We start from the raw sequence: 25,350 nt of genomic DNA on the forward strand, positions 1-25,350 counted from the left end.
GCTGCTTCGCGTGGTCAACGCCCGGACGATTCCTTGTGGTTGTCCAGGGTTTCGAGCAAGGCCACCTGCATCCGCGTGTGTACGCGGATGAACCAGCGCCAGAGCAGTGCCGCCACGGCGGCAGCGACTACGATGATCAATACCAGCAACTTGTTGGTCGGCAGAATACTGGCCGACAAGGCTGCCAGTAGCAGGAATATCACCAGTAGCGAAAGGATCGGGATCACTTCGGCGATCACCCGACGCACTCGCTGCGTGTGACGGCCTGCCATCTCCGGCTTCACCCCCATCTCTGCCAACAGCAGCGACAGCGCCTTGAGCTTGCGATAGGCGGCGATAAGGAACGGTAGCGACAACAAAAGTGCCCCGCCCCAAATCAAAGCTTTCTGCCAACTCGGGTCGATGATCCAGTCTTGAAGCCAGGCGGACATGCGCTCGGCGAAATACGCGCCCGAGATAAAAATCGCAATCACCAACGCCAGATTGACTCCCACCTGCAACAAAATCCGCCGAATCATCGACGCCAACAGCGCGCCCTCGCCTTGCGGCTGAATGCTACGCAGCCATTCGCCGTACATCCCCAACACCCTGCCCAGCCTTTGCGGCATCACGGCGGCGAGCTTGATCGACAACGGATCGGCCGCGCGGATCAGGTACGGCGTCAGCAGCGTAGTGATCACCGAAACAGCCACGGCGACCGGGTAGAGGAAGTTGCTGGTGACCTGCAGCGTCATGCCCAACGCGGCGATGATGAAAGAAAATTCGCCAATCTGCGAAAGCCCCATCCCTACGCGTAGTGAAGTGCGTCCGTCATTGCCGGCGATAAACGCCCCGAGGCCGCAGGAGAGCATCTTGCCGAGCACCACAGTCACGGTGATCACGGCGATCGGCCAGGCGTATTGCAGCAGGATCATCGGATCCAGCATCAGGCCGATGGCAACGAAGAAGATGGCGCTGAACAAGTCGCGAACCGGCTCGATCAAGCGCTCTATTTTCACCAACTGCCGAGATTCAGCCATAATCGCGCCAATCAAGAACGCGCCGAGCACCATGCTGTACTCCAGCTTCACCACCAACAGACAGAAACCGAAACACAGCCCCAGCACGGTGATCAGCAGCATCTCGTTGCTTTCGAATTTGGCCACATAGGCCAGCAACCGTGGCACCAGCAAAATCCCGATAACCAGCGCGACAATCATGAACAGCGAGAGCTTGCCGACCGTGGAAAACACTTCGCCGGAGCTCACCGTGCCGCTGACCGCGATGCTCGACAGCAACGCGATGATGCCGATACCGAGGATGTCCTCGACGATCAGCACACCGAAGATCAGTTGGGCAAAGCGCTCGTTTTTCATCTTCAGGTCGTTGAGCGCCTTGACGATGATGGTGGTTGAGGAAATCGCCAGGATCGCACCGAGGAACAGTGAGTCCATGGTGTTCCAGTCAAACCAGCGACCGATCTCGTAGCCGATCCAGATCATCAGCACGATTTCCAGGAACGCCGCGATAAACGCTGTAGCGCCGACCTTGAACAACTTGCGCAGGCTGAATTCCAGACCGAGGCAGAACATCAGGAAGATCACCCCGAGCTCCGCGAGGGTCTTGATGGTTTCTTCGTCGTGGATCAGGCCGAACGGTGGCGTATGCGGACCGATGATGAAACCGGCGACGATGTAGCCCAGTACCACGGGCTGTTTAAAGCGATGAAACAGTACCGTCACCACGCCCGCGATTAACATGATCACTGCCAAATCCTGAATGAAACTGATGGCATGCATGACGTGGGCTCCTCAAGGGGGACTTTTGGAGGTTAACACCACGACTTGCGCCGCAAAGGCGGTGCAATATATGGAAACAGATCGATCCGGGCGTGACGGCAGCCACCTGCGCGGCGTCCCGATACTGTTGGTTTGAAAAAGCTGACAAGGCACCCGCAGAGGTGCACCCCTGAAATTGCGCCTTGAACCGTGAGAACGCTATGGAACCCGGAAACGCACAACTGTCGATGACGGTATTGATGACCCCTGACATGGCCAACTTCTCTGGCAATGTTCACGGCGGCACCTTGCTTAAGTACCTCGACGAAGTCGCGTATGCATGCGCCAGCCGTTATGCCGGTCGCTATGTAGTGACCCTGTCGGTGGACCAGGTGATTTTCCGCGAGCCGATTCATGTCGGCGAACTGGTGACCTTTCTGGCTTCGGTCAACTACACCGGCAACACCTCCATGGAGGTGGGCATCAAGGTGGTGACCGAGAACATCCGCGAGCGCTCGGTGCGCCACACCAATAGCTGCTTTTTCACCATGGTCGCGGTGGATGACGACCGCAAACCTGCTGTCGTCCCGCCGCTGCAACCGCATAACAGCGAAGGCAAACGCCGCTTCATTCAGGCACAGCAGCGTCGGCAGATTCGTCAGGAATTGGAAAAGCGGTATCAGGAAATCAAGGGTGATGCCTGAGGTCAGTGGCGCACATTAGATAGCCTGCTCGCGATTGGGGCAACGCGGAATCAGAGACTGATTGCCGTCGCCTCAAACCGCACCCGCGGATGGGCAATTCGGTCCTGTGCCCGCACCAGTTCCAGCTCATAGCTGGCACAGGCCTGAGTCTCCAGAAGCACTTCATGCACCGCCGACGCCGTAAACTCGAACGCAGCGACCAGGCTATCGCCCAACAGCACACGCGCCAGGAACAACCCGGAGGTCAGATCGCCCACGCCCACCGGCTGACGCGGAAACGCCAACAGCGGACGACGCAGGTGCCAGTTGCCTTCAGCGGTCACCAGCAACATCTCGAAGCCATCTGCCGGTTTGCCGGGATAGTCCAGATGTTTGACCAATACCGCCTTCGGCCCGCGTGCCAACAGCGCTCGCGCCATGGCCAGGCAATCGAACAACGACCGTGGTTTGCGCCCGGAGAAGCTGTCCAGTTCCAACTGGTTCGGGCACATGAAGTCCGCCACCGACGCCGCTTCTTCCAACAGGAAATCGCTGACTTCAGCCGGAACGCTACAGCCTTTCTCGGGATGCCCCATCACCGGGTCGCACAAATACAGCGCCTTGGGGTTCATCGACTTGATCCGCGCCACGCCCGTCAGGATCGCCCGGCCCTGGGCGGCACTGCCGAGGTAACCCGACAGCACCGCATCGCAGTTGCCCAGCTCGCCAATCGCCGCAATCCCTTCGACCAACTCAGGGATCTGATGCGGTGACAGCACTTCACCCGTCCACTGGCCGTACTGCGTGTGGTTGGAGAACTGCACGGTGTTGAGCGGCCAGACATTCACCCCGACCCGCTGCATCGGGAAAACCGCGGCGCTGTTGCCAGCGTGGCCGAACACCACGTGGGACTGAATGGCGAGCAGATGGGGCGTACGTTTCATGCGGTGAGTTTTCCGTAAAACGATTGAAATTCAAGCCGCTCAGTATGCGACGAAACGCAGCCTGTACGACAGACCGGCGACGCAGTTAAGCTGACACCATCTAGTTGGAGCAACCTGTTGATGCTGACCCTCGGAAATATCTTCGTGCTGATGCTACTCGCCACCGGTGGCGCGTGGTTGTGGCACAACCACGGCTTGCGCGAGCGCGCGCTGGAGCGGGTCAAGCAGCATTGCGCCAAGCTCGGCATCGAGTTGCTGGACGGCAATGTGGCCCTCAAAAAGATTGCGTTCATCAAAGACGCCAACGGCCGGCGGCGCCTTGCCCGCGTATACAACTTTGAATTCACCGTCACCGGCGAAACCCGCCACAACGGCACCATCACCCAATTTGGCGCCCACAGCGCGCAGATCGAACTGGCCCCCTACCCGATGCCGTTTGACGACACGCCTGCGGTCGCTGATGTGACGAAGCCCCGCGCTGAGGTGATCGAGTTGAACCAGTGGCGGCAAGAACACACCAAGTGGCGCCCTTAACCCGACCGACAGTCAGCCAGAACGCTCTGCAGTGAAGCACCAACTTGCGGCTCGCTGAAGATCAGCTCTATCCGCGAATCCTGGCGCCATTCGCTGGGCTTCCATTCCAGTCCCGAGTTATCCAACGCATTGGCCGAAACCCAACCGTCGACACTGTGGATAACCAACTTCGCCCGCCGCCAGGAAACGCTTTCGAGCCATTGGCCGATGAGCGCCGCATCGAACGTCTGGCTCGGATGCCAACGCCAACCGATGCTCCACCCCCCATCTTGATCCTGACTCAAGCAAATTGGCAGTGCCGGATCGGTCCAGACGGCCGGCATCTGCGCCCATCCCTTGGGCACGAGCAAGTTATCCACACCCGCTACGGCCCGTGCATTGAGTCCAGGCAATTGGGTCAACGGCAACTGAGCTTGCTGCGTCCAGAACAGAGGACGAGGAAGTAACTGCGCGGTGATTCGCTGGCGATCATCAACGTCGAGATTTTCTGCCTTGTTCAACACCAACAAGCCGGCGCTATTCAACGTCTCCTGTTGCGCCGCAGGCAGCGGTTTGCCAGCAGCGAGAGCTTGGGCATCCAGCACTAGTATGCAGGGTTGTACCGCCAGTACACCGACCCATGGAGGCTCACTCAACTGTTCAAGCAACCGGGTCGGATGTCCGAGGCCGGAGGGCTCGATGAACAGCCGATCCGGTTTCGCCTTACGCAGCAACCGCCCGAGCCCAATCTGAAACGGCGCACCATTGACGCAACACAAACAGCCGCCGGCCACTTCGCCCAGCGCGATACCATCAGCGTCCGAGGTCAGCAGCGCAGCATCGAGGCCGATCTGACCGAATTCGTTGAGCAGCACCGCCCAGCGCTCGCCGACTGGCCGCTGCGTCAACAGGTGCTTGATCAGGCTGGTTTTGCCGGCCCCCAAAGGGCCCGCAATGACGTGAGTTGGAATGTTCTGCAACATGGTCGGCATTTTCTGAGGAGGTTAAAGATGCGGTTGATGGGATTGTCGATAATGCTGGCGCTGTGCTCCGGCGAAGTTTTCGCCCAGGCTTGCGTGGTACATACCACAGCCGCCAGATTGGACGTAAAAGTTTGCCAGCAAAACCGCAACATCCCGGAAAAGCTCTTCGCCGACGGCTTCTGCCAGCCCAATCTGGCCGGGCAGACAGTCGACGTACAGTACGTTGACCTATGCCCAACCGGCGCATTTGGGGTGTGCAGTAACGCTCAAGTCGCCAATATGCCTTACCGGCAGGACATTCACTATTACGGCGTTGCCACCGATGCTGCCTATTTGAAGCCGTTTTGCGAAGCGCAGAGCCAGGGTAACTGGCTCAAGCCTTGAGGCGTTAGCCGAGCCAATCCACGTTCAGGATTAAACGACGGCCACCCGACACAGGTTGCGGCGAGCGGTGGATCAGGCCGCCTCCTCATCGTGCCAAGGCCCAAACGGATCTGGCAGCACCCGCCAGCCCTCGGCACCCAATGCCATTTCTGCATCTGTCAGCAGGCATTGGTTGAGTTCGTCGATGAGTGTTGCGAAATCGATGTTCTGGCCAATGAAGACCAGTTCCTGGCGGCAATCACCGGTGGCGGCGGTCCAGTTCTCCATGATTCCGGCCGTGCTTTCTTCATCCTGCGGCCACTGGTTTTTCGGTACAAAACGCCACCAACGCCCAGCGAAGCCATGACGCATCAAGCCACCCGCCTGGGACCAGCTACCAGCGTCCATGGGTTTGCTGGCCAACCAGAAAAAACCTTTGGAACGCAGTAGTTTTCCATTCACCCAAGGGCGATCAATAAAGCTGAAAAAGCGTTGCGGATGAAAGGGTCGGCGGGCTCGGTAAGCAGTCGAGGCAATGCCATATTCCTCGGTTTCCGGCACATGCTCACCACGCATTTCCTGCAACCAGCCTGGGGACTGAGCAGCCCTTTCAAAGTCAAAACGCCCGGTATTGAGGATCTTTTCCAGGGACACTTCACCCATGACCATCGGGATGATGTCTGCTTGCACGTTGAGGCGTTGAAGAATCGCGATCAGCTCCTCGCGTTCGCGGCTGCTGATCAAGTCGATCTTGCTGATCAGGATGACGTCGGCGAATTCGATCTGCTCGATCAACAGGTCCGTGATCGAGCGATCGTCTTCCTCACCCAGCGTTTCGCCATGGGAGGCGAGGCTTTCGGCGGCCTGATAGTCGAGCAAAAAGTTCACGCTATCCACCACGGTGACCATGGTGTCGAGCCGCGCGATGTCAGCCAGGCTTTGCCCTTTTTCATCACGGAAGGTGAAGGTTTCCGCCACGGGCAGCGGTTCGGAGATGCCAGTGGACTCGATCAACAAGTAATCAAAACGACCATCCCTGGCAAGTTTGCTAACTTCTTCGAGCAGGTCTTCACGCAAGGTGCAGCAAATGCAGCCATTGCTCATTTCAATGAGCTTTTCTTCTGCGCGGCTCAGGCTGACATCACGCTGGACTTCGCTGCCATCAATGTTGATCTCACTCATATCGTTGACGATGACAGCGACCCGCAGATTGTCGCGGTTACGCAAAACGTAGTTAAGAAGCGTGCTTTTTCCGGCACCGAGAAAGCCCGACAGGACAGTCACCGGGAGACGATTAGGCATCAGGTATTCCTCACAGGGATGCCCGCTCGCAGAGTCAGGCTTGAATTGATGTTATAGTATAACAACACAATCAAGTCACCTCTTTACGATGGACCTGCCCATGAACGCGCTGACTCTGCCGGATATCGCTGCGCAAGCCTCTCGCCAAACCCTACCACTCGACTGGGTGGGCATGTGCGGAATTGCTCTTCCTGTTTTATTCGATGGTCAACGAATGAGCGCAAGGGCTGACGTCGGAGTGAGCCTGGATGATGGAGAGTCACGCGGAATTCATATGTCACGGTTATATCTAGCGCTGGAATTGCTAGAGCCGGAAAACCTGAGCCCCACTCTGTTGAGACGAGTCTTGCAACGTTTTCTCGACACTCACCAGGGACTCTCCACCTGCTCCTACATAAAAATCCACACCGATTTATTGCTCAAACGGCCTGCGTTAGTCAGCCCATTGGCCGGCTGGAAAACCTATCCGGTGAGCATCGAAGCGCGTCTGAAAAATGCGATGTTCCACGTGGAACTACAAATCGATGTTGCTTATTCCTCGACCTGCCCTTGCTCAGCGGCACTGTCCCGCCAGTTGATTCAGCAGAAATTCGTCGATGACTTTGCCAACACGTTACTGCAACACGAGGAAGTTTGGGCATGGCTCGGTTCCACAAAAGGCATCATTGCGACGCCCCATAGCCAACGCAGCACCGCGCATTTGTGTTTGCGGCTGGACAATCAACTTGATGACCTGCCGCTGATTGCGCTCATCAACGAGGCCGAAGCAGCACTCGGCACCGCCGTACAAACAGCGGTAAAGCGTGCCGATGAGCAGGCTTTCGCTTTGGCCAATGGTCAAAACCTGATGTTCTGCGAAGACGCTGCGCGACGTCTGAACGTGGCCCTGAAACGCTCCCCCGATATCAGCGCCTTCCACATTCGCGTGGTCCATGCTGAGAGTCTTCACGCTCACGATGCCGTCGCCGAAAGCCGGTGGAACTGGGAGGCGGAGTGTCAGTAGCTGAATCAAATCCGCCCCCCACACGATCATGTAGGAAGCGGGTATACGGCGAAGGAAGGTCTTAGGCTCTTGGCTTGACCGTTCCGCAATCCTGCCCCAGCCACACGGCGCGACTTTCGAGACTGCCCTTTTGCTGGATGCCGGTGGCATTGAAGGTGCCGTTGACCTTGGTCGTGAACTCGCGGTCACTGAGGAACGTGGCTACTCCCGCGCCTTGCGCTTTGGGACAGCTGAAACGGAACTTCCACTGGTTGCCGGTGCGGTCGGTGACTTCCTGCTTGCAGCCCGATTGCGGGTCAGTCAGTGGAATGTCATCAGTCTTCACCTGCTCCGGCGTCAGACAAGCCCGAATCCCTTTGCCGCCCATGGTGATGCCCTGCTTCTCCAATTGCGCGCGTTGTTGCGGGGTCATCTGGCTCTGCAACTGACCGAGGATCAGCTGTAAGTCCGGCAGGTTCTGGTCATCAACCTTCATATTGCTTGTGGTCAATTCCCACAACCCGGGTTGCAGCATCTGTGCATGAGCCGCCACAGGAAGTGACAAACCAATAGCCATGGCCAAACCCAGCAGACGAACGTTCATCGAGTAACTCCTGTTCAGTAGTGGCCGTTAGACGCCAACCTTCGGTTTCGGTTCATGGGCCAATTAAATAGCGACATTTTGCACGGAACATGGTCTGTTAAGCACTGAATCTTCAGGAGCAGGGCTGCCCCCATGGATTACTTCGGACCACACATTTTCGGCTACACCATTGCACTGCTTCACTCGCTGGGCTCGATAGCGGCCATCCACGCCGTACTCAACGTGCGCACCGCTCAGGGATCGATCGCCTGGGCGCTTTCGTTGGTTTTTATGCCGTACCTCACACTCATCCCATACCTGATCTTCGGCAGCAGCACTTTCGATGGCTACATCAAGGCTCGGCGCCAGGCCAACGATGAGATGCGCAAAGCCGTCTCTGAACTCAACTGGCGCCCTTGGGTCGAGGAGGCGCTGACTGCTCGCGCATCCAATGCTTACGCGTCGTTACGGGCAATGCCCAAGTTGGGCCGAATGCCGTGCCTGGCGAACAACGAAGTGCACCTGTTGATCAATGGCCAGGCCACGTTTGATTCTATTTTCGAAGCCATAAGCGGTGCGAAAGAAGCCGTACTGATTCAGTTTTTTATCATCCACGACGATCGCCTTGGCCAGCGTCTGCACAACTTGCTACTAAAAAAAGCCGCCGAAGGCGTCGCGGTTTATCTGCTTTACGACCGCATTGGTAGCCACGCCCTGCCCAAAAGTTACGTTCAACCGTTGCGCGATGCCGGCGTTGAAGTCAAAGCGTTCGCCACCCGCAGTGGTTGGCTCAACCGCTTCCAGGTCAACTTCCGCAACCATCGCAAGATCGTGGTGGTCGATGGTGTGCTGGGCTTCGTCGGCGGGCATAACGTGGGCGATGAATACATGGGCGAGAAACCACCGCTGGCGCCATGGCGAGATACCCATGTTCGAGTGCGCGGACCGGTGGTGGCCTGTATGCAGGAATCGTTTGCAGAAGACTGGTTCTGGGCTGCACGATCGTTGCCGCCATTGATCCTGCCGGACGTGTATCCCGACGACGGCGTGCTTTGCCAATTTTTGGCGAGCGGTCCGGCGGATTCCTACGAAACTTGTTCGTTGTTCTTCGTCGAAGCCATCCATGCCGCAGCTGAGCGCGTGTGGATCACCACGCCCTATTTTATCCCTGACGAAGCGGTATTCGCGGCACTCAGGTTGGCGGCGTTGCGGGGTGTAGATGTGCGACTGTTGCTGCCTTCTCGTCCAGACCACCGGATCGTCTACGCTGCCTCCAGCCTATACGCCTTTGAAGCTGTCAGCGCTGGTGTTCGAGTATTCCGTTATGAACCCGGTTTCCTGCACCAGAAAGTGGTGTTGATCGACAGTGAAATCAGCGCCATCGGCAGTGCCAACATGGACAACCGCTCGTTCCGGCTCAACTTCGAGGTGATGCTGTTGACGGTCGACAGCGTATTCGCCGCGCAGGTGGAACAAATGCTCAACGATGACTTCGCTCAGGCGCATGAAATCGCCAAAGAAGAAGGCCGGGAAACCCGCCGCGTGCAGCAATTCGGCATGCGGGTCGCCCGGCTTATTTCACCGATTCTTTAAGGGTTGTAGATGTCGTCGCGCGTCCATGGCAACTCATGACTGCCATCGGGGTGGGCTTTAACCGCGAGGATCTGGTGCAGGTTGATCCAGCCCCTGGCAAATGCATAAGCGCATCCCGCCAGGTACAGCCGCCAGATCCGCAAGGTTTGCTCCGGGACTTGCCTGGACGCCGCTTCCAGATTGTCCTCCAGGCGTTCGCTCCAGTGGTCCAACGTGCGCGCATAATGGAGGCGCAAACTCTCGACGTCGACGATCTCCAGCCCCGCGTCACTGATCTCGGCAGCAATCATCGACAGGTGCGGCAGTTCGCCGTTGGGGAATACATATTGCCCAATGAAGTCGCCAGCACCACGTCCAACCGGCCGGCCGTCAATGTGTTTGGCGGTGATCCCATGGTTCATTACCAGGCCGCCTTCCTTCACCGCGCCGAACAAGGTTTTGCAGTACTCCGCCAGATTGGCGTGGCCCACGTGTTCGAACATGCCGACACTGACCACTTTGTCGAAGCGTCCGTCCTGAGGCAGGTCGCGGTAGTCGAGCAATTGCAGTTCGACCAGATCTTCCAGTCCTTCCTCTTTCACGCGCTCACGAGCCAAGGCGAGTTGCTCTTTGCTGAGCGTAATGCCGAATACCTTCGCGCCGAACTCCCGCGCTGCAAATCTTGCCAGTCCGCCCCAACCGCAACCGACGTCCAGCAGGTATTCCCCCGGTTGCAACCGCAATTTGCGACACAGGTGACGGAATTTGGCCTGCTGGGCCTGCTCCAGGGTTTCACTGCCGGTCTCGAAATACGCGCAGGAATAGGCCATGTCGCTGTCGAGCCATAGCTGATAAAACGCGTTGGAAAGGTCGTAATGGTAGGAGATGGCTTTGGCGTCGCCTTCCTTATCATGAAAGACACGAACGGGTTGATTGTCGTCGTTCTCGTCCAACATCGCCTGGCTCCATTCATCGCAGACGCGAATAACGTCGCTGATGGAACCTTCCAGCTCAAGTTTGCCTTCGACAAACGCCGCTCCGAGCGCGTCCAGGCTTGGATGGGTGAACTGGCTGACCATTTGTGGATCCTTGACCACAATCGTGACGCTGGGCGCCGGCCCCAGATTGAGTTCATGGCCGTCCCAGAGTCGCAGGCGTAGTGGTAACTGCAGATTCTGTAATGCCGGTGGAAGGTGCGCGAGCATGGACAATCCCCTTGTTTCAGACGTCTGATGTGAGGGTAGACCATCTCTGAAAATTAGCTGGCTATCGAATTAATAGCCGTTTTCCATAATCAGCGAAGCTGCAACCAGCCATCGTAAATCCACTGCTTAAGCCAGGTCACAGCTTGAAGTGGTGCGCCCTCTCCATAGATGACTGTCAATTCAGAGCACAGTTCAGCAAAATTCCAGTCCCGCTCAAGCATGCCTTTTAGAGCGATGGCCTCTAGAGGCTCCAGGCTCCGATACTGGCAAACAAGATCATTTCGACAAATCACCACCACGTGGGGATCGTCGAGCGACGTACTGCCGGGAAACGTAGTTTGATCCTTTGCCGATCGCCAAAGCGCCACACTGTTGAAGGCACACTCCAGCCATTGCAGTGATGGACTGGGGCTGACTTGCAGCGTCGGCCAGTCTTGTGGTGCCAGAATCGCCATGTCCTGCATCGTCAACGGCGTTCCTGCTGGCGCATCGAATGCCAGCGTGAAAGCCCACTCCAAAGTCGCCAATTCGGCCAATGGCGCACTTTGTTCCGGCACCAAATGTTGGCGAATGAACGCCTCGAAGCCTTCCCCAAGCCAACGAAGGCTGTAATGAGCCGAAGGGTTATGGCGCAAATAAGCCGCCGCAATCTGTTCAAACTCTTCGTCACCCAGCCAATTAAGGATCGCCGGATAGTCGCCGCGCAGCACTTCCTGGAGCCGCGCTTGATAAGCATTGTGATAAATCGCCAGCCCGGTGCTGACATCCAGCGTCGGACCGCCGATCAGGCTTGAACCGAGCTCGACATCAGCCGCCGACGGCTCTCCCAACAGAAAACATTCAAAGGCCTGTTGCCAGTCGTTCAGGCGCATTTCTGTCTCCGGGCCAGCTCGCCCTCGCCCAGCTCTCGGGCTTTTTGCAGCTCAGTGAGCAGATCGTCAAACGGTGGGAGATGGTCATCGCGCTCCAGCAGCGTAGCGACCGGGCCTAGGTAGCCGAGTGTTCGTTGGTAAAGCGCCCAGACAGGATCGCTGACGGGGTGGTCATGGGTGTCGATGACATAATCCCCATAATCGCTATGGCCTGCCAAGTGGAGCTGGCGAACCTTGTTCGCCGGTAAACCTTGAATGAATGTCCACGGATCGAAGCCATGATTACGTGAGCTGACATAGACGTTGTTGACGTCCAGCAACAACTCGCAATCGCTCAGCCGACTCAGGGCGTGAAGAAACTCCCACTCGCTGAAATCATCACCAGCGCTGCGCACATAACTGGAGACATTCTCCAACACCAGTGGACGCTGCAAAATGTCTTGCACCTGCCGCACTCGATCCGCGACGTAATGAAGGCTTTCTTCGGTGTACGGTAATGGCAGCAAATCATGAAGCTGATGGGCGTTGCCACGGCTCCAGCACAAGTGATCGGAAATCCACGCCGGTTTTACTCGATCAGCCAACAGTTTGAGTTGTTGCAGATAGCCCGGATCCAGCGCATGCGGCCCGCCGATGGACAACGACACGCCATGCATCACCAGCGGATAACGCTCGGAGATGGCATCAAGGTAATAAAGGGCTTTGCCGCCCTGCACCATGAAATTTTCGGAGACGACTTCGAACCAGTCCACGGCTGGCGACTGTTCGAGTATCTGTTGGTAGTAAGCACTGCGCAAACCCAGGCCATAGCCCAGAAACGGAAGGGATGCAGACATTTGCGGACTCCTCGCAAAATGGCCGCAGTAGCAAGGGGGAAACCACTGCGGCGCCAAGCGGTGGCCGATTATTCGCCGACCTTGCCACCGGCTTTCATGCATTCGGATTGAGTCATTGCCTTGAAACCGTGACCCTTGCAAACCGCTTGACCCTTACATGCGTTTTCTGCAGTTTTGCAATCGTTCATGCCTTTGCACGAAGTCACGCCGTAGCAATGAACTTGAGCAGCGTCGGCCGCCTGAGCCTGAGTCGCAACACCAACAAACAGGGAGGCAGCGGCGAAAGCGAAAGCGGCACCAGCGGTAGCGGATTTGAAGTTCATATTTTTGTATCCTCGGTAATCGTCAGGTTTGTCGGCTGGAACGTTGTTCAGTCCCGACACAGCACTAGAGCGTGCTACCCCCAACGACGTTACAGAGGCAGGCAAAAAAATTTTCGATGCGCTCAACTGTCTTCTTTGAGCTTGAGCAGAGGCTCCTGAAATCGCAGCAAACGTCCGGCGTTGCCCAGCACCAGCAACGTGCTCAAGTTATGCAGCAACGCCGCAATCATCGCCCCTGCCGCACCGAGCCAGCCAAAAGCGGCGAAGGCAACAATCGCCAGTGTCCAGCCCAAACCGATGATCACGTTGACTTGCAAAGTCTGGCGGCATTGGCGACTCAAGCGCACACAGGTTCCGAGCCGACGCAGGTCGCTGCCGATCAACACGATGTCGGCCGAGGCCAATGCGATGTCTGCCCCGCCCGCCCCCATTGCGACCCCCACGACACCGGCCTTGAGCGCCAGGGAGTCGTTGATCCCGTCCCCGACCACCATAGGCCGGAAGCCGCTGCCAATTTCATTAAGCACGCGATTGAGCTTGTCCTCAGGCAACGCCTGCGCCTCGACATCGCTGATGCCAACATCGCGCGCCAGCGTCTGCGCGACGCTCTGCCGATCCCCGGTTAGCAGCAATTGCCGACCCAAGCCCAGTTCTCGCAACTCACTCAAGGCAAATCGCGCCTCGGGTTTGACACTGTCGGCCAGCAATAACCAAGCGAGAAACTCTCCATCAAGCGCCAGGCCGGCAATCGGACCGTCATGTTCAGGAACCGCCGACGTAGCAATACCCAATTGCGCGAACAACTCCGGGCGACCGAGTGCGGCCTCGCCCTGCTCGGTCATGGCCACCACGCCCAAGCCCTGGCGCTCGTGGATGTCCGAAAGCAGCAGAAAATGCTCCTGCGTGACCAGCCCGGCGAGTGCTCGACTGACCGGATGACTGCTGGCCGAACCCAGGCTGGCGGCCAGTTTCAGGACGTGACTGCGGTCTTCCAGCGGACTGTCGATGGACTGCAAGCGCAAGGTGCCAAACGTCAGCGTGCCGGTTTTATCCACCACCAACGACGTCAGGTCTGCCAGCTCTTCAAGAAACGCCGAACTGCGGATCAGAATGCCGTGTCGCGCCGCCACCGCCACCCCGGCAATGGCCGTCGCCGGTGCCGACAACACCAGCGCACAAGGACACGCCGCGACCAACACGGCGAGCATCGCTTGAGCATCATTGGTGACGAACCAGGTCACTGCCGCCAGCAGTAAAACCAACACCATGTAGCTGCCGGCATAACGCTCTAGCAAACGAGTAATCGGTGGCTTGGAGCGTTCAGCGCTTTGCATCAGCGCGATGACTTTGCCCAAGGTCGATTCGTTGCCGGTGCGGGTCACTTCAATACGCAGCAGACCGTCGAGGTTGATCGCCCCGCCGAACACTGGCATCCCAACGCCGGCTTCCATCGGCACCGACTCACCGGTTATGGAGGCTGTATCGAGGCTCGCCTGACCGGACAACACCCGGCCATCCGCCGGTACGCGATCACCGGCACGCACTTCGACCCGATCACCAGCCACGAGGGTGCTGTTGTCGACTTCGATAATCGAGCCGTCCGCCTGAACCTTTCGCGCATGGCTGCGGGTGAGTTTGCCGAGTGCGTGAATCGCTTCCTGAGAACCGATTACGCTGCGCTCTTCCAGTACGTGGCCGAAGATCATGATGATCGGCAACAACGCGGCGGTCAGCAAATCACCGGTAGCCCAGGCGCCGAGCATGGCGAGCGCGATCAACTGGTCGGTGATTCCGTGCAAGCTTGGGTAACGCAGGCTGTACCACGCCGAACGCATCACCGGCACGGCCACCAATAACGAAGCAATCCCGAGCAGCAATTGACTGACGCCGGTCTGCTCCGGTGACAGCCAACGCCAGATCAGACCGAGCCCGAGCAGGCCCAGCGCGAGCATGGCCAGCGTCAATTGGCGGGCGGCGCTGCGTTGTTCGGCCGAGGACAACATGCTTGGTGCGGCGGCGGTATGCGCGGTCATTGGGCAGCTCCCTGAATGATCAGGCGGGAATCGTCTTTTGGATCAACCGTGGTCACGGAACCGGCCTGGCCAAGAATCTTCGGCATCCGTTCACGGTAAATGCGCAGAAGCATTTGTGGGTCGGTGCCCTGCTGTTGCGCCGCGGCCAGGCTCAGTACGGTAGCGGTGTCGGCAGACGCTTTTGCCAACCGCTCGCTGGCTTGGGCATGAGCCACTTGTAGCGTTCGATCAGCTTGTTCGTTGGCGGCCTGGGTTGCCTTCTCAGCTTCAGTACGCGCGTTTGCCACGGCTTTGTCGGCCTGCTGACTCGCTGTCAATACTGCGTTGAAGGCGTTCACCGCCGGACCAGGCAGGCTCGATTGCACATCGACTCGGGCGACTTCAATACCCAACCCCTGCCCTGCTGCTGTCAGCTCGGCCAACCGATGATTGATGCCTTGCACCAGGTCACCGCGCAAACGTTCACGGCGTTCAGCAGCCTGATTGTCGGCACCGATCAGTTCCGGACGCGCCACTAGAATGGTGTCCAGATCTCGCGCCGCGGTGAGGGCCACAGCGCTGCGAGTGACCAGTCGATCCAGCGCCGGCAGTACATGTTCGCCTTGCAGCACGAAGGCATACGGCTCGGTGACTTTGTAGAACACCCGCACATCGAGTTGCACCACACCGGCATCCCCCGTCAGCAAATAGCCGGAACCGGCGAGTGCATCACTGAGCGGCGTGGCAAACGTGGCAGCTCGATCAGCCTGCAAGGCAACATCACTGCGCAACAGGTTTTCTACACGACGCTCAATAATGCGGTCTGCCGCAGGCAATAAAACCACCTGCTCAAAAGGTCGCGGCCATGCCAACAACAACCCTGCGTTCTGGATGCGATCCAGCGCACCGAAATGCAGTACGACCGCGCGATTCTGTGGATCAATTTGCCGCACATTGGAGAACGCCCAAGCTAACGCGGCGAGAACGGTCACCGCGTAAAGCGCGAGAAAAGCCAAGCGCCCGGCCTGAATCCAAGGGCTGCTCAACACATGTGTTCCACGTGGAACTAAATTCATGGCTGTGACCCGGACTTGTTTTCGAGGGTCGGCGGCCCGTCAACCAATACCCGGAATGGTGCCGCATCCGTGCGCAATATCAGTTTGGCCCCCGGCGAAACGATGGTGCCCAGGGTATCGAGTGAGCGCAGCAAGTTGTACAGCTGCGGAGAGCCGGCATAGGCGCGGCCGTAAATCTGTGCCGCTTCAACCCGCGATTGAGCTTCGATGTCAGCGGCTTTGACCGTTGCATCCGCCTGCACGATTCGTGCGTCCCGCTCGGCGGCGGAACGGATTTGTGCAGCTTCACGCTTGCCGATTGCAGTGCGTTCGGTGGCGATTGTTTCACGCTCGGCGCGCATGCGATCCACGGTGGCGGTCAAGGTTACTGAAGGTAAGGTCAGTCGCTCGATGCCGACTTGCAGCACACGCACGCCATAGGTAGTAAGCAACTGCTGATCGATCTGATGACGAAGTTGCGCCTCAAATTCGGCAATGTGAACTTGGTTGGCGTCGGTGTTAACCAGGTTAGCCAAGTCAAAACTGGCAGCCGTGGTTTCCAGCGCAGAACCCACAAAAGTGCGAATCTGCCGCGCCGCTTCATCTGGCTGATTCTGCACCGCGCGCATAAAGCGCTGCACGTTCTCCGGATCGCCCTGCACCTGCCACGCCACGTAAGCCTGAACGATGATGCGCAAACCATCGCGAGTACCGACATCCTGCAACCCACTGGAGGTGGTGCGCAGACGCAAGTCGACAGGGATAGCGGCTTCAAACGGCGCAGGCCAACGCCAGCCTAGACCCGGCTCCAGCAAAACCCGCGATGGATTTCCAAAGCGCGTGATCACGGTGGCTTCCCCCGAACGCACTTGAACAAGGCTAGCGGCAGCGATGGCAAACGCCACGAGCAACCCTGCCCAGCCCATGCGCCGCCAGGGAAACGGGCCGGCTTCTTGTGGATCGCCGTGGTGATGATGGTGGTGACCGTGGTGATGCCCGCCATGACCGTGATCGTGGCCGGCGTGGTCATCGTGATCGTGTGTGTGCGACTGGCTCAATGGGTAGCTCCTGGCTGGGCGCTCGTACGCGGCGACGCAGGATCAGCCGGCAGCGTGAATGTACGGAGGTCGATGGTCGGCGCATTACTGCTGCCACCCAGACGATGATCAAGAATCAGCAGCTTGGCGTTGGTCAGGCCCTGGCTCAGTTGGCTGAGGTATTGTTCCAGCACAAAAGCCTGACCGGCACTGGCGTAGGCTTTCTGCTCCGCGTTGAATTTCAGCTCCGCCGCCTGGGCCGCGGCGTTGATTTCATGAGCGCTGGCGGTCGCTTGGTCGCGTGCAATGCTCGCTTGCAGTTGCGCCAAATTGGTCGATTCAGCGGCGGCGCCACGCTCCCGCGAGATCAATGCTTGAGCGCCGATCTGCGCTGCCTGCACACCGTGATAGGCATTGGCGGCGCCGGCCGGTGGATGAATCGCCTCTACCACCGTGGCGAGAATTTCCACACCGCTGTCGAGTTTCTGCAAGTCCGCCTGTACCGCCCGACCGATCTCTTCAGCGAGCCCTACCCGGTCCTCGCCAAGCAATCCGTCAAGGGTTCGCGAGGCAAAGTCATGCACCAGAATCCGGCTGGCGGTGCTGCGAATCAGCGTCGGTACATCGGCACTGTTGTAGGTCGCCGCCAACGCCGCTTGATCGGTCAGGCCGATGCGATAGACAAAACGCACGTCCATGTTGACGATCTGGAAGCTCTGCTTGTCGGCACGGCTGCTGGCGATGACCTGGGATTTGTCGTTCACATGACTGGCGTCCCATAACCGATTGGCAATCGCCGGTGCCGGGCCTTCGGCGGGCTCGGGCACAACCGGTGCCGAAGCTTCGCCAACGCTGGTGGCCAACTCGTGAACCACGCCGTTTTCAACCTTCAGCACTCGACCCAAAGGCCACGGCAGACCGGCGTGCAAACCAGGACCGAACACCTCCACCGGTTTGCCGAAACGCTCGTAGATACCCCGCCCCTGCAACGGTATTTCGTGAATGCCGGTGAGTGACCAGCCGACGACGGCAACCACCGCCAGCACCGGCAAAAACGCCCGACGCATGTAAGTGAAGGCCCAGATTTGCCGCAAGTCGATGCCGAACCGATTGTGCAATTCGTGCTGCAAAGCGAGCAGCGGTTGCGGCGGCCAACGCAGCATGTCGGCGACAAAACTGCGTGCCAACAATGCTGGCTCGAGTTGTTCGCGCTGCGGGCTGAACAGCGACAACACCGCACGCAGCAGTAACTCGACTGCGACCAACCCCGGAAGCAAACCGATCAGCACCGCCAATCGCACCGGCCACACCGATGTTTCACTGGCGAACAACAAACACAATGCGCCAAGCACCAGGCAAATGATTGCCACCCGAGTCAATTGCGCCAGTGCACCGGCCTCTGGCCATTGGGCGACGTTTTCCTGAGCCAGTTGCCGCTCGACGACCAACAGACCGAACGCCAGCAGCAACGCCAGCGCTGCGCCGACACTGGCCGATACCCCCAGCGCTGCTGGCGGTAACGCTAGGTTCCAGAACTGATCGATGCTGAACAAGGTCAACAGCGCCCAACCGCCGAGCCAGAGCGTCGGCACGCCGATGTGGCCAATCAGGCGTACCGAGCGCTGGCTGAGCCCATCCAGCAGTCGCTCATATCGACCTTCAGGCGCAACAATTTCGTCAACGGCGACCACGGGCGGCGTCGGGTTCATTGTCTGTGCACGCCATCGCGTAACCCACCAAGCGGATTGCAGACCGGCAACCAGCACCAGCAAAGCGGCGCTCTGATTTACCAGCAATGCGCCCCAAAGCGACTGTGGCGCAAACAATCCGACAAATAACGCCAACACCAGCCCGCCCCCTGCCAAAGCGCTCAGGCCCATGGCGAACTGACGCAATCGTCGTCCCTGAAAGACAGCCTGTTGAAAGCGCGGCAACCCTGCTACTTGCGCACCATCGACTTCGAGATCGACTTGCATACCACCCCAGTGTTTATTCAACGCGGACACCGCATTTCGTTACCGTATAACGAAAGCGGTGAAATTTCTGTTCTAAATCCCTCTATCTAAAAACGCTGAACCTGTCGCTTGGCTGAAGCCTTGACCAAAACAGCGCGAAACACACATATTACGTTCGTAATTTTTGTCAACTACTACTTTTAACCAGCCCGATCCCTCACTTCAGGAGTCCATCCATGAGCAGCTACGACGTCGTGATTCTGGGCGGTGGCCCCGGCGGTTATAACGCAGCGATCCGTGCAGGCCAGCTGGGTTTGAAAGCAGCATGCGTCGAAGGTCGCGCGACCCTCGGCGGCACCTGCCTGAACGTCGGCTGCATGCCGTCCAAGGCGCTGTTGCACGCTTCCGAACTCTACGACGCGGCCATGGGCGCGGAATTCGCCAACCTGGGGATCGAGGTCAAACCCACCCTCAACCTCGCCCAGATGATGAAACAAAAAGATGAAAGCGTTACCGGGCTGACCAAAGGCATCGAGTATCTGTTTCGCAAAAACAAAGTCGACTGGATCAAGGGCTGGGGCCACATCGACGGACCAGGCAAAGTCACGGTTACCGACAGTGGAGGCGGCAAGACCGAGCTGAGTGCCAAGGACATCATCATCGCCACCGGCTCCGAACCGACTCCCCTGCCGGGCGTCGACATCGATAATCAACGCATCCTCGACTCCACCGGCGCGCTGTCGCTGAGCGAAGTGCCAAAACATCTGGTGGTGATCGGGGCCGGTGTCATCGGTCTGGAACTGGGCTCCGTGTGGCGGCGCCTGGGTGCTCAAGTCACGGTAGTCGAATTTCTCGATCGCATCTGTCCGGGTGTGGACATTGAAGCGGGCAAAACACTTCAGCGTTCATTGAACAAACAAGGCATCACCTTCAAGTTGAGTTCGAAAGTCACCCACGCCACGTCATCGCCAACGGGTGTCCAGCTCAGCGTTGAACCGGCGGCGGGGGGCACCGCCGAGTTGCTGGAGGCCGATTATGTGCTGGTGTCGATCGGCCGTCGCCCATACACCCAAGGTCTCGGGCTGGAAAACGTCGGCCTCGCCACGGACAAGCGCGGCATGCTCACCAATAAAGGACACCGCACCGAAGCGGCGGGCGTGTGGGTGATCGGCGACGTCACGTCCGGGCCGATGCTCGCCCACAAGGCAGAGGACGAAGCCATGGCCTGCGTGGAACAGATCGTCGGCAAAGCGGGTGAAGTGAATTACAACCTGATTCCCAGCGTGGTCTACACCAAACCGGAGCTGGCCAGCGTCGGCAAGACCGAAGAGCAGCTCAAGGCCGAAGGTCGCGCGTACAAGGTCGGTAAATTTCCCTTCACTGCCAACAGCCGGGCCAAGATCAACCACGAAACCGAGGGCTTCGCCAAAGTGCTGGCCGATGAACGCACCGACGAAATTCTCGGCGTCCACCTGGTGGGCCCGAGCGTCAGTGAAATGATTGGCGAGTACTGCGTGGCGATGGAGTTCAGCGCCTCGGCCGAGGACATTGCGCTGACTTGCCATCCACACCCGACACGGTCCGAGGCATTGCGTCAGGCGGCGATGAATGTGGAGGGGATGGCGACGCAGATGTAAGACTTAAAATTCTTGTTGTTTGGTCTGCCGCTATCGCGAGCAAGCTCGCTCCCACAGGTTCTTTGGTGGACACGCGATTTGTACTACACCGCAAATCCCTGTGGGAGCGAGCCTGCTCGCGATAGAAGCGACTCGGTCTATAGCGGAAGATGCCCCAACGGCAACGCCCCCGGCGTCTTCACCGTGTGAATCGCAAAATTACTGCGAATATCGCTCACACCCGGCAACTTCAGCAGCCGCTCCGTGAGAAAACGGTCATAGCCGCGCAAGTCCGGAACCACTACTTGCAGTAGAAAATCCGATTCCCCGGATACCAAAAACGCCGAAATCACTTCCGGCAGTGCCGTCACGGCCACGCGAAAGGCTTCGGCTTGCTCGTCGTTGTGGCGCTCGACTTTGACCCCGACAAACACCGTCAGCCCCAGCCCCACTTCGTCGCGATCCAAATTGGCCTGATAGCCGCGAATCACCCCCGCCTCTTCCAGCATCCGCACCCGACGCAAACAGGGCGAGGCGGACAAACCAATTTCGTCGGCCAGTTGCACATTGCTCAATCGACCGTCCCGTTGCAGGGCCGCGAGGATCTTGCGGTCGTAGGCGTCCAGTTTCATGAATTGGCAGATCCTGATAGTTGATCGTCTTAATGCGGCAGGTTATGCCAATTTCTTCTGCTTTAGAAGCTGACTACGCAACCACCTGCCCTGCCCTTGCGCCCTAGACTGGCCCTACCGAATCGACAACGAAAGGGGCGCAACATGGCGGGACTCGGACTGTTTTTCATGGCGTTGGCAGTGGTGTATTTGTTGCCAGGGCCGGACATGATCCTGCTGCTGCAAACCGGCGCCCGTCAGGGAAAAGGGGCGGCATTGGCCACCGCGATAGGCCTGGGTATTGCTCGCGGTTGCCATGTGGCGTTGGCCGCGCTGGGGCTGGCGGCGTTGTTCAAAGCCGCGCCCTGGACCTTCGATGTGGTGCGTCTGGCCGGGGCCGCGTACCTGTTGTGGATCGGTATTCAATGCCTGCGCACCACGATGCTGCCGAACCTGAACGGCACTGACACCACAGCAGCGAAACCGCGCTGGCGCGACTCAATACAGCGCGGGTTACTGACCAATCTGCTCAATCCCAAGGCGTTGCTGTTTTGCTCGGTGCTGCTGCCACAGTTCATCGATCCACACGCCGGATCAGTCCTCAGGCAATTCGCGATCCTGGGCATGATGCTGGTCAGTGTCGGCTTCCTCTTCGACAGCGCCTATGCATTGGTCGGCGCGGCGCTGGGCCGTTGGCTGCAACGCAGTCCTTCGGCCCAGCGGCTCCAACAATGGCTGTTTGGCAGCCTGTTGATCGGCTTCGCAGTGCGGCTGACCTTTGTGCAACAGGCGTAAGCCTTACCGCGTCCGACGGCGGCGACGGTTGATCAACAGCAACACCACTGCCGTCACAGCGATAACCGTTCCGTACTGCAATGGCCGCTTGTAAGGACGCAGTACCGAACGCGTCGCGTCGGTTGCCTGGGTGACATAGCGTTTGCTGGCATTCTGAAACTCGGGATAAGGGCACTGGTAACCGAAATTCACCGCCCAATCCACGTAAGGCCCTTCATTGACGTAACGTTGATACAGAGCACTTTGCTCTTCAAGGCTGCTGTTCCAACCCGCCGCCGCGCACAGTACCGCCGCAAACGCCTGGCTGGTGTGAGGCAAATTATCGGCGGCGCGACTGGCCAATGCTGTGGCCAAAAAGCGATAGTGATAGCGCTCATCGGGTTTGGCGGCACTGGCTTGCTGACGCTTGACCTCACCTTCGGCGACTAGCGGTCCGACTTTCAGTTCAATGGTTTCGAGGCTGAAATTGCCACCAAACGTGGCGTAGTCCGGGGCCATTTCGTAGCCGAGAATGTCCATCCCCCACTCACGCGCTGTCCAGGCGGCATTGAATAGGGCGGCGGCGCGTTTGGTTGGCCACCACGCGGCGTCCGCCAGCTGACGCTGTTGCGCATACAACCGGGCTTTTTTCTGTAGATCGGTATTGTCGAAGTACACCAGCGCTTCGTCATAACGCTCTTCGCGCAGCAATCGGCGCCCAAGCAGATTGCGCAATTTGGCTGCCACCGGAAGCGGTACGTAATTGTCGCGATCCTGCTGGCTCAATGGCGGTGGCGCAGGCACCTGGGTGTCAACGTAATGCTTGAGTTCATCGACGGTCAGCACCCGTTCGGCCACTGTCGCGGCATCGAGCCAATAGATACTTTGGCTGCGATACAGCTGATCGAATGCTTGCAGATAATCCCCACGTTGCAGCGCCAGAATCGCACTTTCACCCTCGACCCGGCACTTGGGTTGAAGCGTCTCGTAATCAAAGTCCGGCGTGCGGCGATCACCCCACGATTCATTCTGCGGGAACGCCTGAGCCGCTTTGGCATACGCCGCAGCCGCTGCGTTTTTATCACCCTCGCGCAACGCCAGTTTCGCCCGTAACCACCACGCCAGACCGCCGTCGCCAGCGTGTTCAAGGAAGGCCTTGGCGCTGGCGTAATCGCCTTGTTGATAGTTCATCGCGGCCAATCGATCCGCGTTATCCAGGCTGCCGCGCGTGCTGTTTTGCAGCAGTTTGATCAGTTTCAATTCGTTCGGTGGCTGTTCACCGAATGACCAGCCGAGGCGGCTGATCAACGACGCGGTCGCCAGTTGTTGCACCGGTTTTTCCTTGAGCAGCGCGCTCAATTGATCGTCCGGCATCGCCAGAAGATCAGCCATCAATAGCTTCAACGAGGTGTAACCGACTGCTGAACCGTGGAGGTTTTGCGCGGCGTAGAGTTCGATGGCCCTGTCCCAGTCACCGGCGGTCCGGGCCACGCGCGCTTCTTCGCCGAGGCTGGCGACACCCAGTTCCAGTGGATCGCTGAAGCCGTCGATGCTCAGCGAACGGGTTTGCTCGAACGCTTTGCGCGACTGCATCAGCAGGTCGGGCGAAGCGTCCGCATCAGCGCTCATGGCAAACAGCGCCCGACCCAGCGAATACGCGGCCCAGGTGCTGCGCAAAGCGCGTTGGTCGGCCGGCAGCGCCAGCACTTTTTCGAAGTATTCGGCGGCCAACCGATGATCGCCCGCACTGAATGCTGCAGCACCCGCCAGATACAGCTTGAGCTCGGCTGGCAAGCTCGAGCCTTGCGCTTCGACCTGATGCGCATCGGTCAGGCTGCGTAATTGTTTCACCAGCACTTGCTGTTCTGCCGTCAGTCCTGCCTGCTCGGCGGTGTCTCGCTGTTCTATGTAGTCAGCCGCCTCCATGCCATTCCGGGACTGTGCAATATGTTTGAGCCCTGTGATCGCATGCCCGAGACGATTGATCTCAAACTGGAAGTTGCCTTCGGGCAGCTCCGCCAGCGACTGGCCACGGTTGTCCAGCAAGCGCATCGGGAAGTCCGGGCCGCAAGCCAGTGCCGAACCCAGCGGCAAGCTGAGGCTCAAACAGAGCAGATGGCGGGGCCAATTACGGGTGAACATTCGAACCTCCTTGATCAATTTTCGTGCAGCGCGCCCAACCGATCGCCCGCTGCCCACCGGCCGCAATCCGGCCGGCGCTAAGGCGGGTGAAGGTAAGCAGATCCGGGCTTTGTTGCAACGCATAACCGGCCAGCGCATCGGCGCCATCACAGCCCTCGACGGCCAGAGTCACGCGTTCAGGCCAAGCAGTGTCGAGGTTGCCTTGGTTGTTGACGCTGATGTCATAGAGGCCGTCTTGCGCACTAAGTTTCACACTCAAGCGGCTGTCGAGCGTGTCACCACGTGCCACCGCGCCCAGCGTTGTCGGGCTCCAGGCTCGGCGGTCGCCCGCCAGCGGCAGGCGAAACCAGATCAGGCCGGCCAGATGAGCGGGAGGATCAGCGCGTAATTCAGCAGCGAGTGAGCTCAGTTGCCGCGGATCAGCCAGCAGTTCCCGGCGCTCACCTCCTCGGCCCACCGGCACTTCGCTTTCCACAACCGGTGCGCCACTGGCACCTGGCAACAGGGCCACGCCGTAGGCTGGGAGCGCCAGATAGAAAGGCTTCGTCGTGAGTTCACTCCAGGCCTTGGCCCATTGTCGCGCCTGATCCGGGTCGAACAACCCGCGCCGTGGATCGCTCACCGCGTGCACTTGCAACACGCTGCTGTCGACGGTCGATAGAAGAGCCGGCAACTCGGGACTGTCCAGCCACGCCGGTAACGCCGTAATACTCAGCGGTAAATTCGCCGGTAAAACGCCCCGCAGGTGTGCCAGAAAAGCTCGATAGCTCGGTAACCGAGCGTTGCCCGCATCGTGATCAATTTCCACGCCGGAAAGCGTCAACCCCTGCCCTTGCCAGTCGCTAAGCACCTGCTGGATCTGCGCCGTGACTTCTTCCTGGTCCAACGACTTGAGCTGAGCATCCAGACGAATTACCGCAATCAGCGGCCGACCATCGCGTTTGAGCAGCCCCGGATCGATCCGCGCCCGACGCCAGCCGGCTTGAGGAAACGCCTGCAAGGCCAGCACCCGTAGCGTCGAGAAGTCCGCTCGACTGTCGCGCAGGGCAGCGTCATGGGCGGGCGTCCATTGTCGTTGCCAGACGTAGAGCTGCTGATCGAGCGGTGGCGCGTCGTGTTGCTCGCAGCCGGTGAGCAGCACCAGAGCCGACAGCGACACAATCAAACGCGTCAAAAACAACATGAAAAAACCCTTGAGCCAAAAGCTAACCTTTGTAGCAGCTGCCGAAG

23 protein-coding genes are annotated in these 25,350 nt (G+C 58.8%); 7 read left to right on the forward strand and 16 right to left on the reverse strand.

Annotation, left to right across the window (positions count from 1 at the left end; genetic code table 11):
* Window positions 1-14 precede the first annotated feature (14 nt).
* Window positions 15-1,778, reverse strand: coding sequence for a cation:proton antiporter (locus AC3ISI_RS28880; RefSeq protein WP_489334848.1), 1,764 nt, complete (start codon window positions 1,776-1,778; stop codon window positions 15-17).
* Between the two features lie 200 nt (window positions 1,779-1,978).
* Between AC3ISI_RS28880 and AC3ISI_RS28885 the strand changes: the two genes are divergently transcribed.
* Window positions 1,979-2,461: an acyl-CoA thioesterase gene (locus AC3ISI_RS28885; RefSeq protein ID WP_489334849.1), complete on the forward strand. Its 483-nt coding sequence runs from the start codon at window positions 1,979-1,981 to the stop codon at window positions 2,459-2,461.
* Window positions 2,462-2,511: 50 nt separating this feature from the next.
* On the opposite strand, the gene pdxY is transcribed toward AC3ISI_RS28885, so the two are convergent.
* Window positions 2,512-3,384, reverse strand: coding sequence for a pyridoxal kinase PdxY (gene pdxY / locus AC3ISI_RS28890; RefSeq protein WP_489334850.1), 873 nt, complete (start codon window positions 3,382-3,384; stop codon window positions 2,512-2,514).
* A gap of 120 nt (window positions 3,385-3,504) precedes the next feature.
* Between pdxY and AC3ISI_RS28895 the strand changes: the two genes are divergently transcribed.
* Entirely contained in the window at window positions 3,505-3,918 is a 414-nt protein-coding gene (locus tag AC3ISI_RS28895) for a DUF3301 domain-containing protein (RefSeq protein ID WP_489334851.1), read from the forward strand.
* Here AC3ISI_RS28895 and AC3ISI_RS28900 read toward each other — a convergent pair.
* Window positions 3,915-4,880 (reverse strand): CobW family GTP-binding protein, encoded by a 966-nt coding sequence (locus AC3ISI_RS28900; RefSeq protein WP_489334852.1) that lies wholly within the window; start codon window positions 4,878-4,880, stop codon window positions 3,915-3,917. The genes AC3ISI_RS28895 and AC3ISI_RS28900 overlap by 4 nt on opposite strands.
* 27 nt (window positions 4,881-4,907) lie before the next feature.
* Between AC3ISI_RS28900 and AC3ISI_RS28905 the strand changes: the two genes are divergently transcribed.
* Complete coding sequence (locus tag AC3ISI_RS28905; protein ID WP_489334853.1) at window positions 4,908-5,264, forward strand: NADH:ubiquinone oxidoreductase; 357 nt, start codon at window positions 4,908-4,910, stop codon at window positions 5,262-5,264.
* Between the two features lie 72 nt (window positions 5,265-5,336).
* On the opposite strand, the gene zigA is transcribed toward AC3ISI_RS28905, so the two are convergent.
* Window positions 5,337-6,545, reverse strand: coding sequence for a zinc metallochaperone GTPase ZigA (gene zigA / locus AC3ISI_RS28910; RefSeq protein WP_489334854.1), 1,209 nt, complete (start codon window positions 6,543-6,545; stop codon window positions 5,337-5,339).
* Window positions 6,546-6,645: 100 nt separating this feature from the next.
* Here zigA and folE2 point away from each other — a divergent pair, with 100 nt between their 5' ends.
* The gene (folE2, locus tag AC3ISI_RS28915) at window positions 6,646-7,548 is read left to right on the forward strand and encodes a GTP cyclohydrolase FolE2 (RefSeq protein WP_489334855.1); all 903 of its coding nucleotides are present in this window, start codon (window positions 6,646-6,648) and stop codon (window positions 7,546-7,548) included.
* Window positions 7,549-7,609: 61 nt separating this feature from the next.
* Here the strand turns inward: folE2 and AC3ISI_RS28920 are convergent, their stop codons facing one another.
* Window positions 7,610-8,131, reverse strand: coding sequence for a DUF3617 domain-containing protein (locus tag AC3ISI_RS28920; RefSeq protein WP_489334856.1), 522 nt, complete (start codon window positions 8,129-8,131; stop codon window positions 7,610-7,612).
* Between the two features lie 132 nt (window positions 8,132-8,263).
* On the opposite strand from AC3ISI_RS28920, the gene cls reads away from it, so the two are divergent.
* Window positions 8,264-9,703, forward strand: a complete 1,440-nt coding sequence (cls, locus tag AC3ISI_RS28925) for a cardiolipin synthase (protein ID WP_489334857.1) — start codon at window positions 8,264-8,266, stop codon at window positions 9,701-9,703.
* On the opposite strand, the gene cfaB is transcribed toward cls, so the two are convergent.
* From cfaB to hflK (AC3ISI_RS28965), 8 genes are all read right to left on the reverse strand, one after another.
* Window positions 9,700-10,887, reverse strand: a complete 1,188-nt coding sequence (cfaB, locus tag AC3ISI_RS28930; RefSeq protein WP_489334858.1) for a C17 cyclopropane fatty acid synthase CfaB — start codon at window positions 10,885-10,887, stop codon at window positions 9,700-9,702. The two genes, cls and cfaB, sit on opposite strands and share 4 nt — an antisense overlap.
* An 89-nt stretch (window positions 10,888-10,976) precedes the next feature.
* Entirely contained in the window at window positions 10,977-11,759 is a 783-nt protein-coding gene (locus AC3ISI_RS28935) for an HvfC/BufC family peptide modification chaperone (protein WP_489334859.1), read from the reverse strand.
* Window positions 11,750-12,595: an MNIO family bufferin maturase gene (gene bufB, locus AC3ISI_RS28940; protein WP_489334860.1), complete on the reverse strand. Its 846-nt coding sequence runs from the start codon at window positions 12,593-12,595 to the stop codon at window positions 11,750-11,752. The genes AC3ISI_RS28935 and bufB overlap by 10 nt, the downstream gene beginning before the upstream one ends.
* A 68-nt stretch (window positions 12,596-12,663) precedes the next feature.
* Window positions 12,664-12,918, reverse strand: a complete 255-nt coding sequence (gene bufA2, locus AC3ISI_RS28945; protein WP_489334861.1) for a BufA2 family periplasmic bufferin-type metallophore — start codon at window positions 12,916-12,918, stop codon at window positions 12,664-12,666.
* Between the two features lie 122 nt (window positions 12,919-13,040).
* A complete protein-coding gene (locus AC3ISI_RS28950) occupies window positions 13,041-14,951 on the reverse strand; it encodes a cation-translocating P-type ATPase (protein ID WP_489334862.1) in 1,911 nt (636 codons plus the stop codon).
* Complete coding sequence (gene hflK, locus AC3ISI_RS28955) at window positions 14,948-16,006, reverse strand: protease modulator HflK (RefSeq protein WP_489334863.1); 1,059 nt, start codon at window positions 16,004-16,006, stop codon at window positions 14,948-14,950. The genes AC3ISI_RS28950 and hflK (AC3ISI_RS28955) overlap by 4 nt, the downstream gene beginning before the upstream one ends.
* On the reverse strand, window positions 16,003-17,043 hold the full coding sequence (hflC, locus tag AC3ISI_RS28960) for a protease modulator HflC (protein WP_489334864.1): 1,041 nt from the start codon (window positions 17,041-17,043) through the stop codon (window positions 16,003-16,005). Before hflC ends, hflK (AC3ISI_RS28955) begins: the two co-directional genes overlap by 4 nt.
* Complete coding sequence (hflK, locus tag AC3ISI_RS28965) at window positions 17,040-18,998, reverse strand: protease modulator HflK (protein WP_489334865.1); 1,959 nt, start codon at window positions 18,996-18,998, stop codon at window positions 17,040-17,042. The genes hflC and hflK (AC3ISI_RS28965) overlap by 4 nt, the downstream gene beginning before the upstream one ends.
* Before the next feature lie 215 nt (window positions 18,999-19,213).
* Between hflK (AC3ISI_RS28965) and lpdA the strand changes: the two genes are divergently transcribed.
* Window positions 19,214-20,614 (forward strand): dihydrolipoyl dehydrogenase, encoded by a 1,401-nt coding sequence (gene lpdA, locus AC3ISI_RS28970; RefSeq protein WP_489334866.1) that lies wholly within the window; start codon window positions 19,214-19,216, stop codon window positions 20,612-20,614.
* 137 nt (window positions 20,615-20,751) lie between these two features.
* On the opposite strand, the gene AC3ISI_RS28975 is transcribed toward lpdA, so the two are convergent.
* The gene (locus AC3ISI_RS28975; RefSeq protein ID WP_027926238.1) at window positions 20,752-21,225 is read right to left on the reverse strand and encodes an Lrp/AsnC family transcriptional regulator; all 474 of its coding nucleotides are present in this window, start codon (window positions 21,223-21,225) and stop codon (window positions 20,752-20,754) included.
* 144 nt (window positions 21,226-21,369) lie between these two features.
* Here AC3ISI_RS28975 and AC3ISI_RS28980 point away from each other — a divergent pair, with 144 nt between their 5' ends.
* Window positions 21,370-21,999 (forward strand): LysE family translocator, encoded by a 630-nt coding sequence (locus tag AC3ISI_RS28980; protein ID WP_489334867.1) that lies wholly within the window; start codon window positions 21,370-21,372, stop codon window positions 21,997-21,999.
* Between the two features lie 3 nt (window positions 22,000-22,002).
* Here AC3ISI_RS28980 and AC3ISI_RS28985 read toward each other — a convergent pair whose 3' ends face one another.
* Window positions 22,003-24,120, reverse strand: coding sequence for a hypothetical protein (locus tag AC3ISI_RS28985; RefSeq protein ID WP_489334868.1), 2,118 nt, complete (start codon window positions 24,118-24,120; stop codon window positions 22,003-22,005).
* A complete protein-coding gene (locus AC3ISI_RS28990; RefSeq protein ID WP_489334869.1) occupies window positions 24,107-25,303 on the reverse strand; it encodes a DUF3142 domain-containing protein in 1,197 nt (398 codons plus the stop codon). The genes AC3ISI_RS28985 and AC3ISI_RS28990 overlap by 14 nt, the downstream gene beginning before the upstream one ends.
* Window positions 25,304-25,350: the final 47 nt, after the last annotated feature.

This window comes from Pseudomonas sp. GL_139_B (assembly GCF_057834475.1).

Excerpts from the sequence above, each read along its gene's own strand:
- AC3ISI_RS28880 (WP_489334848.1), bottom strand. The coding sequence starts at position 1,778 with ATGCATGCCATCAGTTTCATTCAGGATTTGGCAGTGATCATGTTAATC.
- AC3ISI_RS28885 (WP_489334849.1), top strand. The coding sequence starts at position 1,979 with ATGGAACCCGGAAACGCACAACTGTCGATGACGGTATTGATGACCCCT.
- pdxY (WP_489334850.1), bottom strand. The coding sequence starts at position 3,384 with ATGAAACGTACGCCCCATCTGCTCGCCATTCAGTCCCACGTGGTGTTC.
- AC3ISI_RS28895 (WP_489334851.1), top strand. The coding sequence starts at position 3,505 with ATGCTGACCCTCGGAAATATCTTCGTGCTGATGCTACTCGCCACCGGT.
- AC3ISI_RS28900 (WP_489334852.1), bottom strand. The coding sequence starts at position 4,880 with ATGTTGCAGAACATTCCAACTCACGTCATTGCGGGCCCTTTGGGGGCC.
- AC3ISI_RS28905 (WP_489334853.1), top strand. The coding sequence starts at position 4,908 with ATGCGGTTGATGGGATTGTCGATAATGCTGGCGCTGTGCTCCGGCGAA.
- zigA (WP_489334854.1), bottom strand. The coding sequence starts at position 6,545 with ATGCCTAATCGTCTCCCGGTGACTGTCCTGTCGGGCTTTCTCGGTGCC.
- folE2 (WP_489334855.1), top strand. The coding sequence starts at position 6,646 with ATGAACGCGCTGACTCTGCCGGATATCGCTGCGCAAGCCTCTCGCCAA.
- AC3ISI_RS28920 (WP_489334856.1), bottom strand. The coding sequence starts at position 8,131 with ATGAACGTTCGTCTGCTGGGTTTGGCCATGGCTATTGGTTTGTCACTT.
- cls (WP_489334857.1), top strand. The coding sequence starts at position 8,264 with ATGGATTACTTCGGACCACACATTTTCGGCTACACCATTGCACTGCTT.
- cfaB (WP_489334858.1), bottom strand. The coding sequence starts at position 10,887 with ATGCTCGCGCACCTTCCACCGGCATTACAGAATCTGCAGTTACCACTA.
- AC3ISI_RS28935 (WP_489334859.1), bottom strand. The coding sequence starts at position 11,759 with ATGCGCCTGAACGACTGGCAACAGGCCTTTGAATGTTTTCTGTTGGGA.
- bufB (WP_489334860.1), bottom strand. The coding sequence starts at position 12,595 with ATGTCTGCATCCCTTCCGTTTCTGGGCTATGGCCTGGGTTTGCGCAGT.
- bufA2 (WP_489334861.1), bottom strand. The coding sequence starts at position 12,918 with ATGAACTTCAAATCCGCTACCGCTGGTGCCGCTTTCGCTTTCGCCGCT.
- AC3ISI_RS28950 (WP_489334862.1), bottom strand. The coding sequence starts at position 14,951 with ATGACCGCGCATACCGCCGCCGCACCAAGCATGTTGTCCTCGGCCGAA.
- hflK (WP_489334863.1), bottom strand. The coding sequence starts at position 16,006 with ATGAATTTAGTTCCACGTGGAACACATGTGTTGAGCAGCCCTTGGATT.
- hflK (WP_489334865.1), bottom strand. The coding sequence starts at position 18,998 with ATGCAAGTCGATCTCGAAGTCGATGGTGCGCAAGTAGCAGGGTTGCCG.
- lpdA (WP_489334866.1), top strand. The coding sequence starts at position 19,214 with ATGAGCAGCTACGACGTCGTGATTCTGGGCGGTGGCCCCGGCGGTTAT.
- AC3ISI_RS28975 (WP_027926238.1), bottom strand. The coding sequence starts at position 21,225 with ATGAAACTGGACGCCTACGACCGCAAGATCCTCGCGGCCCTGCAACGG.
- AC3ISI_RS28980 (WP_489334867.1), top strand. The coding sequence starts at position 21,370 with ATGGCGGGACTCGGACTGTTTTTCATGGCGTTGGCAGTGGTGTATTTG.
- AC3ISI_RS28985 (WP_489334868.1), bottom strand. The coding sequence starts at position 24,120 with ATGTTCACCCGTAATTGGCCCCGCCATCTGCTCTGTTTGAGCCTCAGC.
- AC3ISI_RS28990 (WP_489334869.1), bottom strand. The coding sequence starts at position 25,303 with ATGTTGTTTTTGACGCGTTTGATTGTGTCGCTGTCGGCTCTGGTGCTG.